We start from the raw sequence: 6,555 nt of genomic DNA, 5'->3' as shown, positions 1-6,555 counted from the left end.
TAAATTGAGCAATCACATGCCGGAAGCCAAAAAAGATTACTATGTAAAAGTGCGTGCGGACAGCTTGAAACAAAATGAAATGATGAATTGCCTGGTTTGGGAAGAAAAACAAATTAGGGAAGAAGGAGTACGAATGAAAGAATTACTCTTAAATTTTTAACAAATGCAAAGTAAAACCAACGAAGCCGCACTCGAATCAACAATAGAAAAGCACCTTACAGGCACTTGCTTGGAAGAGCTTAGGGAACAACATGTTTCATTAAACATTGCAAATGAACGGGCAGAATTGTATCGTGCGGGCAATGGCTATTTCATTGGTGCGCCCGAAGATTTTAATGCGAGGTATGCCATAGACGAATTACGGTTCTGGAATTTTTTGCAAAGCACTCAAAAGGATGAACTAGCCAAGCTGCAAAAGCAAAGAGACTGGAAACTAAAGATACTTGAACGCCTGGATCGGATGATCAAGAAATATGGCATCCTCCGTTTGTTTCGCAAAGGTTTAGATGTGGATGATGCACACTTTACTTTACTCTATCCATTGCCATTAGCCAGCAGCAGCAAAACGGTGAAAGTGAATTTTGAAAGCAATCAGTTCAGTTCTACACGCCAGCTTCGTTATTCATTAACCAATACTGGTGAAGAAATAGACATGGTGCTTTTTATAAACGGCTTGCCCTTTGCCACCATGGAATTAAAGAACCATTGGACAGGACAAAATGCAAAAGTCCATGGGCAAAACCAGTACAAAGCGAAAAGAGATATAAACCAACCTTTATTAAACTTTGGTCGTTGCATCGTTCACTTTGCTGTAGATACCGATGAGGTTTATATGACTACCAGGCTAAATGGCGCCAGCACTTATTTTTTACCGTTCAATTTAGGTCAGCGTGAGCCAATATTTGGAAAAGGCAATCCACCCAATCCGTTTGGGCATAAAACATCATATTTGTGGGATGAAATACTCAACCGGAATAGTGTTGCCAATATCATTCAACACTTTGTTCGCTTTGATGGAAAGGATACTGAGCCGCTGAATAAAAAGACTTTATTTTTTCCTCGTTATCATCAATTAGATGTGGTGCGTAAAATTATTGCCCATGCTAGCAAAAAAGGTGTTAATCAAACCTATTTAATTCAACATTCTGCTGGTTCGGGTAAATCTAATTCTATTACCTGGGCCGCTTATCAACTCATTGAAACTTATCCTGAAAGTGATGCAATACCCGGTAGCAAAGGCATTTCAAATCCTTTGTTCGATTCTGTGATTGTGGTAACCGATAGAAGGTTATTAGACAAACAACTGCGTGAAAACATCAAAGAATTTTCGGAAGTGAAAAATATTGTGGCTCCAGCCTATTCATCGGCCGATTTAAAATCGGCCTTGGAAACAGGCAAAAAAATTATTATCACCACCATTCAAAAATTCCCTTTTATTGTTGATGGTATTGCCGATTTAAGTGACAAACGCTTTGCCGTAATTATTGACGAAGCCCACAGTAGCCAAAGTGGAACTGCCGCAGGAAAAATGAACCAAGCCATGGGCAATACTTCCGAAGCAAATGAAGAAGACGACGAAAAAGACCCACAAGACAGAATATTAGAAGCCATGCGCTCACGTAAAATGCGAGGCAACGCCTCGTATTTGGCGTTCACGGCTACACCAAAAAACAATACGCTCGAACGTTTTGGCGTAAAGCAAGCAGATGGTAAACACAAGCCATTCCATTTGTATTCCATGAAACAAGCCATTGAGGAAGGTTTTATTTTAGATGTACTGGCAAACTACACAACCTACAAAAGTTATTACGAAATAGAAAAGTCGATTCAAGAAAATCCTTTGTTTGATACGGTAAAGGCTCAAAAGAAACTTAGAACCTATGTAGAGCAAAACAAACAAACCATTGCAACCAAGGCAGATATCATACTGGAGCACTTTGTAACAAAATTGGTAAATACCAAAAAGTTAAAAGGCAAAGCCAAAGCAATTGTTGCCACACAAAGTATCGAATCTGCTATCAATTACTATTTTGCATTAAAAACATTAGTTGAAGAAAGAGGTAACCCGTTTAGAGTTGCCATTGCTTTTTCAGGAATGAAAAAAATTAAAGGCATAGAATACACTGAAGACAGCATTAATGATTTTCCAGCCAATTTAGATACTGCCAAGCCAGCAGATCCCGGCTATATCAGCGACAAAATTGCGCGTTATGTTGACATGGATGAATACCGAATATTGGTAGTGGCCAATAAATATCTTACTGGTTATGACCAACCTAAATTGACTGCCATGTATGTTGATAAGAAACTGCAAGGAGTAATAGCAGTTCAGGCTTTATCCCGATTAAATCGTTCATCGGATAAATTGGGCAAGAAGACCGAAGACTTATTCATTCTCGATTTTTACAATACCACAGAAGACATTAAAAAATCTTTCGATCCATTTTATACCGCTACTTCATTAAGCAAAGCCACTGACATTAATGTATTGCACGATTTAAAATCGAATTTAGATGATGTCGGAGTTTATGAATGGAGCGAAGTGGAAGATTTTGTGGAGAAATATTTTAAAGGAGTGAATGCTCAAGAGATAAGTCCAATTATTGACATTGCTGCCGAAAGATTTAATGCAGCATTAGAGTTGGATGACAAGTCAAAAGCAGATTACAAAATTAAAGCCAAGCATTTTGTTAAAATTTACGGGCAGATGGCTTTCATCATGCCGTATGAAGTGGTAGCCTGGGAGAAGTTGTTTTGGTTTCTGAAATTCCTGATACCCAAACTGATCATTGTTGATGCTGAAAAAGATGCCTTGGATGGATTGTTAAATTCAGTTGACCTTTCAACCTACGGACTGGAAAGGGTCAAATTAAACACGAGCATTGGACTTGATGCGACAGAAACAGAAGTTGACCCACAAAACCCAAATCCAAGAGGTGCTCATGGTGGCGATTCGGATAAGGATGAGCTGGATTTAATTATCAAAAGTTTCAATGAACGCTGGTTTCAAGGCTGGGAAGCCACACCTGACGAGCAACGAGCAAAATTTGTAAACCTTGCTCAGAAAATGAAAGAGCATAACGATTTCAAAGAAAAGTATGCCGACAATTCTGATGTTCAAAACAGAGACATTGCTTTCAGTAAAATCTTCGATGACGTTATGGGTAAACAACGCAAAAATGAGTTGGATCTTTACCGCTTAGTTTCACAAGACGAAGGATTCAAAATAGCAATGCAGGACACAATTAAAAGGATGCTGAGAATTTAAGCCAACTCATTTTCCACGCACAATTAAAAACCGCACAAGCCAGTTATAAATTTTGATGATTTCTGCCTATTTCGGAGTGACCATGCCAAAGATGGCACTGTTTGGATGAACCAAAATCAGTTGGCTGAACTTTTTGGCACCTCAAAGCAAAATATTGGACAGTATATATATTCACCATTGAAAGATAATGAGTTAGAGTCAAATTCAGTTGTAAAGAATTTCTTTACAACTGCTACGGATTGCAATGAATATATGGTAACGCCGAATAAGCTGACCTAAAAGATGAAGTGAAATCGCAATGGAAGTAAAAGAAGTCCTGAAAAATGGATTGTGATGGTACAACATCTTCAGTTTATGGTCTAAACTGTGCGTTAAAGAATGTTAACTAGACGTAATGGATACTTTGGCTTGTTGTTAAGTGTCTGATTTATTTAGTGTTTCTGGGCTTGGTCTTAGACGAGGATAGACGATATTTATACAAGTTTTCATTTGAATGCTTAATTAAGCCCAATCTTGGGACGTGAAATTCCAGGAAATGGAAACATTCGGACACCCATTCCGGAAACTTCCGCCCTGAACACCCGCCGTTCTGATATTATCCTTTATAACATGCGGGGTAACATGCGGGGTAACATGCGGGGTGGTTTGGTGAGCCTTATCTACAAGAAACTCGTGATGTGTCAGAATCAAAATTACAAAAGACTGGGTGTTTGAATCAGCTTCATCCTTTTCTCATCCTTTCAGTTTCAAAGATCAAAATCTCAATGGCTCTCATTGATGTCAATGGATAGCCAAAATGCCTTTCAATTATAAGATGCAAATCTGGATAGCCCTGGTGTTTTGAAATTTCCCTAATCTCACTCAGATATTTACTGTAGTTTTCAGCCTTGTCAATGCCATATTGGGATTTCTTTCCCGTTATGTACCGGTAAATTCGGCTATCCCAAATAGCATAATCTTCCGGGTTAATGAAGTGTAATAGCTTTGAAAGGCCAACCATTGATTTGTTAATGCAGTATTTTAGGATTTCTAATTCCTCTAACCCCAATATATGCCCTGCTTTTACCGCGTTGAGCAAGGTAAGCACCTTGTTAATTTCTTTCGTGTTGATATGAATTATGGTTGGCATCCAGCCATATACAAAATGACTGGAGATTATTAGGTGGTGCTTTTCAATACGGTCAATGGATTCAAAATACTTCAGAAACTCAGGGTAGGTTTCAAGGTATGAGTTGTTTCCAACAATATGAAACCGCTCCGCATCAGAACTAAGCTTTTCAAAGGTCAAATTTTCAAAATTCATAGTTGTTCATTGTTCCGGTGAGACCTTCGACGAATTTTTTCTGCCAATATTAGCGAGAGCTCCGCTTAAAAAAAGGGATGGGCTGCCAGCGTTCTGACAGCCCATTTTTTAACCTTAACCCTAACCCAATACGAAAATAGATAGAAATTGTATTTAAACCAAATAGATTATTTAAAATTTATTCTTCAATATGCCAATCTAAACTGTTTAGATTCAGTTTAAAGGCGTTGATATGTTCCAGAATTTCGTCAAAACCGGGAGAAGCTGCTCCGAACATTGAGGTAGAATCTATAAAAACTACTCATCAATTGCTCGTTTAAGGATTTGCCTGATCCACTCAGGGGCCAGTTTTATGTCATGCCTTAGAAGTTTTGGATCTTCTTTTTTTAAGAGCTTATTAATTTGTGACAATTCAGTCGGGGTTACCTTGTCCTTGCCAATTTCGCGCAGAGTCTGAATGACCAATGCACTAATTTCCCCCTTTGCTATTAGGTTTTTGGGGGTTGTTTTTTTGAGCTTTATGGTTCTTTTTCCCACTTTAATGGTGCGTGCGGCTCCATCTGTTAGAAAGACCAATTTTAATGGTATTTGTGTGCTTAATCCCAATGCATTCAGAGCGTAAGAACCTGTAGGTACCAGCCGTATTTTATCTCTTTTTGCAATGGCTTGGGCTACCTCCTCGGCAGAAGGCATTACTTCACCTATGTAGGGGTTTGATTTGGGGCGTACGAAAATCCCCTGAGCCACGGCCTTAATGAGACCTTTTTCCTTCAGGGACTGTAGCGCTTTCCGAATAGAGGCTGACGAACCTTTTTCTGAAAAGTCTTCAGAAAATAATAAAAAACCTTCAGGTCGTGATTTGATTGCCTTTTCTATCTTTATTTCAACACTTTGCATTGTGTTTTTGGTTACTGTAATTTCACAAATTTGGCATATTTTTGTGAAAAAAGGAATGTTCTGACCTAAGTTCTTTGAGTAAGGTATCCGTCTGTCAAAACTCAAGTTCGATGAGGGTATTGTTAATGACATCCTTCATGTTGATCCACTCATGCACTAATTCAAGAGGGACTTAAACCATCGTTCGAATTTGTCCTTTCTGAAGGGACCAGTTTGTATGGAACTTGGGTCATAAATATTCGAGAATGCAATCATATTAATATGGTCTTTACTAATAATCACAATCAAAACAGCCGATCCTTCCCCTAAATTGGCTCTGAATGCAGTGACTTTTAGGTTCTCAGTTTCATCAATCAGCTTTTTGAAATCCTCCAAACTGTCGGAGTCATTTATTGTACTTTCAAGAAGCTCAAAAAAGTTTTGTTTGTTAAAACCGGCACCATCAATATAATAATCATACATTTCATAAATGTTAAGCACTTCGCTTACCACACTGTCAAGTGGCACATGTCTTATGTTAGCGTCTCGATCTGTTGACCAAAGCCATTGCTGGCCAAATACGGTATTCGTGAAAACCAAGAAATAAAAAGCAAGTTTAAATCTCTTCATTTTTGTGTTTTTTAAATGTCTATCTCAATTATAATTAGGGTGTTTGATGCATGAGTTTTGTTTTCGAATATAACCAAAAAAGATATCTTCTTTGGCTTTTTGGTTTAGAACTGGTTTAATCCGTCAAAAGCCAACCATAGGATGTGATCAAACAGGCAAGCTTTTATTTTTTACTTGTTTTGGTATGTGGGCATATAAGTGAATATGCTTTGTTACAGTGTATTTACCACAGGGGTTGCATTTGTTTTTATCTTTTTTATTTTGATAGGATGGAAGGAATAGCTTATCTTTAAAGAAGGGTTAGGGTAAGAAAGCGGGATCTCTATTTTTAGTGGTCTCGCTTTTGCTTGTGTGCCGTGCATGGTAAATAACTTGGTGGTGCAAGTCCACTATGGGGGTCCATAATCGCCAACCATTAGCTAAGAACAAGGGTGTCCATCGCGAGGTGGAATCTGAAGAGCCTGTCCCGCAAGGCGGG

The 6,555-nt window shown here is 38.5% G+C and carries 5 protein-coding genes; 2 read left to right on the top strand and 3 right to left on the bottom strand.

What is annotated here, in order from left to right; all coding sequences use genetic code 11:
- Window positions 1-163 precede the first annotated feature (163 nt).
- On the top strand, window positions 164-3,268 hold the full coding sequence (locus JCM15548_RS19680) for a type I restriction endonuclease subunit R (protein ID WP_062128840.1): 3,105 nt from the start codon (window positions 164-166) through the stop codon (window positions 3,266-3,268).
- Window positions 3,269-3,781: 513 nt separating this feature from the next.
- Complete coding sequence (locus JCM15548_RS19675; protein ID WP_062128838.1) at window positions 3,782-3,982, top strand: hypothetical protein; 201 nt, start codon at window positions 3,782-3,784, stop codon at window positions 3,980-3,982.
- Window positions 3,983-3,989: 7 nt separating this feature from the next.
- On the opposite strand, the gene JCM15548_RS19670 is transcribed toward JCM15548_RS19675, so the two are convergent.
- The 3 genes from JCM15548_RS19670 to JCM15548_RS19660 form a co-directional block, all read right to left on the bottom strand.
- The gene (locus tag JCM15548_RS19670; RefSeq protein WP_062128836.1) at window positions 3,990-4,571 is read right to left on the bottom strand and encodes a hypothetical protein; all 582 of its coding nucleotides are present in this window, start codon (window positions 4,569-4,571) and stop codon (window positions 3,990-3,992) included.
- A gap of 297 nt (window positions 4,572-4,868) precedes the next feature.
- Window positions 4,869-5,573 (bottom strand): DUF6088 family protein, encoded by a 705-nt coding sequence (locus JCM15548_RS19665; RefSeq protein ID WP_227626058.1) that lies wholly within the window; start codon window positions 5,571-5,573, stop codon window positions 4,869-4,871.
- Between the two features lie 51 nt (window positions 5,574-5,624).
- A complete protein-coding gene (locus JCM15548_RS19660) occupies window positions 5,625-6,077 on the bottom strand; it encodes a hypothetical protein (protein ID WP_062128832.1) in 453 nt (150 codons plus the stop codon).
- Window positions 6,078-6,555 lie beyond the last annotated feature (478 nt).

Source organism: Geofilum rubicundum JCM 15548 (assembly GCF_000974365.1).
Taxonomy (GTDB): Bacteria; Bacteroidota; Bacteroidia; order Bacteroidales; family Marinilabiliaceae; genus Geofilum; species Geofilum rubicundum.
This window is presented reverse-complemented; position numbering and strand designations above follow the sequence as displayed.

Bases quoted from the DNA above. Each gene is read 5' to 3' on its own strand.
- JCM15548_RS19680 (WP_062128840.1), top strand. From the start codon at position 164: ATGCAAAGTAAAACCAACGAAGCCGCACTCGAATCAACAATAGAAAAG.
- JCM15548_RS19670 (WP_062128836.1), bottom strand. From the start codon at position 4,571: ATGAATTTTGAAAATTTGACCTTTGAAAAGCTTAGTTCTGATGCGGAG.
- JCM15548_RS19660 (WP_062128832.1), bottom strand. From the start codon at position 6,077: ATGAAGAGATTTAAACTTGCTTTTTATTTCTTGGTTTTCACGAATACC.